This window comes from Niallia sp. M35 (assembly GCF_050971705.1).
Classification (GTDB): domain Bacteria; phylum Bacillota; class Bacilli; order Bacillales; family Cytobacillaceae; genus Niallia; species Niallia circulans_A.
The window spans coordinates 1-265 of record NZ_JBPCEP010000060.1; the positions used below are offsets into that span (position 1 = coordinate 1).

1 pseudogene is annotated in these 265 nt (G+C 43.8%); it reads left to right on the forward strand.

The window, feature by feature from the left end:
- Positions 1 to 52 precede the first annotated feature (52 nt).
- A pseudogene (locus NiCM35_RS26750) lies at positions 53 to 265 on the forward strand (hypothetical protein); the annotation flags it as partial.

Below are 265 nucleotides of genomic sequence, written 5' to 3' on the forward strand. Positions count from 1 at the left end.
AGGCTATACAGAGAGGAACGCGGGAAAGAGTCTGGAAGCCTGGGAAGATCTTATGCAGGAATCCAAGAAAAATATCCAAAGCTACCAGACGCAAATAGAGGATTTATTAACATTGTTTGAAAACTATGTGGCTGATACCACTGCCTATATTACCCCTATTTCCAGAAACAGCATGATGAGAGTCGATCGAAACGATATTTGGGGGAATCTCACCCAGATTGAATGGGGAGTAACCTATAGACTTAGCCGCGCCATTCAGGAAACG